The 2,431-nt window shown below is 32.0% G+C and carries 2 protein-coding genes; both read left to right on the plus strand.

The annotated features are described in order from the left end of the window. On the plus strand, window positions 1–843 hold an 843-nt coding region (locus QM536_04450), incomplete at its 5' end, for a hypothetical protein (protein ID MDI9356263.1). A 39-nt stretch (window positions 844–882) separates the two neighbouring features. Continuing rightward, the coding region (locus QM536_04455) for a site-specific DNA-methyltransferase (protein MDI9356264.1) at window positions 883–2,431 on the plus strand (1,549 nt) is incomplete at its 3' end.

The following is a 2,431-nucleotide window of genomic DNA, read 5'->3' on the forward strand; positions in this document are numbered from 1 at the left end:
TTTACAGAAAACAAAAAATTATTTTTCAATGACCTTTACAATCACGAAAAAATACAATCAGAAATTCGATTAGCATTTCATTGTAAAAAAGAGTTTGAAACAAAATCAGAAATAATACCAGACACAGCCAAAATGTTGATTGTAGAAAAGTTGGAAAGCATACCATTTAACAACTCGCTTTTTCCTGACAAAGAAGAAACCAAAAGAATTTTATCAATGGATGAAAAGAATATTGAACCCATTGAGCAGACGGATGAGGATTTCCATAAGTCCTATCAATTAATGGTTGAAACAATGGAGCAACGAGGTTTTGGTGCGTTTGCAAGCAGTTATACTTTTGATGAACATAAAAAACTAAATTCTCTCACACCTGCAATAAGTGCTAAAAATGAAACTTTGCATTACCTACCGTATAACTTTTTTCAAAGCAAATTTGAGTTAAAGTTTTTACAGGAAGCACTAACACTCAAGAATATCAAAGAAAACAATCTGGAAATGTACTATAACGGAGAAAAGCATTTAACCGATTTTAGAATACTTTGTTTTGCACAAAAAGGCACTACTTGGCAAAGAGTTGGTTTATATACTCCTGACTTTTTGGTTATAAAGCGTAAAAACAATGTAATAAATAAAGTATTGATTATAGAAACCAAAGGAAGTGGATACGCAGAGCAGAAAACATTTAAACTTCGCAAACAATTTATGGAAACTGAATTTTTGAAAATGAATAATGGCAAATTCGGTTACAAAAAATTTGAATACCTTTTTTTGCAGGATGATGCTCAATTTGATGATAACCTTGCAAAACTAAATGAAACCCTTATTGAATTTTTTAATAATTAAAATATGCCTATAAAATACATCTCATATATACCAAATACAGTGGAAGGGCAAGCAGTGTTAAATAATTTTGTTCGCACTCGGAGAGTTTTACGATACAGAGACAACAACAAAGTTTATGACCGAATTAAAAGAGGCTTGCCTCTTTATGAAGTTGAAAAAATTGAAAGTGTAGGGAACAATCTTAAAAACTTAATAATGCGTGGCGAATGTCTTTCTGCTTGTGCTTATTTGAAAGACAAAGGAATTAAAGTTGACCTTGTTTACATTGACCCTCCATTTGCCAGTGGTGCAGATTATGCAAAGAAAGTTTACATAAGGCGAAATCCCAAACTTGCTGAAAAAATTGCAAAATCAGAGGAAAAACTTGATATTGAAGAATTACGTGCATTTGAAGAAAAAATGTATGGTGATATTTGGAATAAAGAAGATTATTTGAATTGGATGTATGAAAACCTTGTTGCCATTAAAAGCATAATGAGCGACACTGCAAGTATTTATGTTCATCTTGATTATCATATAGGGCATTATGTAAAAATATTAATGGATGAGATTTTCGGAGAAGATTTTTTGAAAAATGAAATTATATGGGGCTACAGAACGGGAGGTATTTCAAAAGGTTTATTTGCAAGGAAACATGATAGTATTTATTTTTATACAAAATCCTTAAATGATTATTGTTTCAACACTCAATATTACAAATCTTATCAATTAAAAAAATATAATTTTGCTGGTGTGGAGGATTTATGGGATGAAGAAAAAGAAATGTGGTATCATAATTCAGTATGTAGAGATGTTTGGGATGATATATATCCAATTGGCACAGAAAATAGTGAGAGAGTAGAATATTCCACACAAAAACCTGAAGCACTTCTCGAACGAATTATCAAAGCGAGTAGTAATGAAGGCATGCTCGTTGCTGATTTTTTCGGAGGTAGTGGAGTAACAGCGAAAGTAGCCAATGATTTAGGCAGAAATTTTATACACGTGGATATAGGTGTAAATAGTATTCAAACCGTGAGAGATAGATTAAAATCCGCAGGAGCAGCATTTGAAATTTTTGATATAAAAGACGGGGTTTCTCTTTTCCGCAATCCGGTGCAAACTATGGATAAACTAAAATCATTAATTACAGGTTTACGCAACGAAGATGGTTTAGATAGTTTTTGGGAGGGTGCTATTAATGACAGTAAACTCGGTTTAGTTCCTGTGTATGTTCCTAATCTGTTAGACCACAGCACAAAAGTATTAGACAAGCCCATGATGAACCGAATAATCAACGAGGCTATGCCTGATTTGCCCGATAACACCAAGCAGATAATTGTATTTTATATTGATATTGACGATGAAAAAGAATTACATAATTTCATTGACGAATATAATAATACGGAGGTAAAAATAGAGCTTCGTGACCTAAAAGAAATTTTAGATGAGGTGGTCATCAATGACATTGTTAATTATGAATGTTTAAAGATAGATGACAAATGGGAAATAGAAATAACGAGAGTTATGAGCGACCGTTTGATGCAGAAAATCAATGAATACAATCAAAAGAAAGGTTTGAATGGAAAAAATAAAACTATTCTTGATG

This window comes from Chitinophagaceae bacterium, assembly GCA_030053935.1.
In the GTDB taxonomy this organism is placed as follows: Bacteria; Bacteroidota; Bacteroidia; order Cytophagales; family JASGCU01; genus JASGCU01.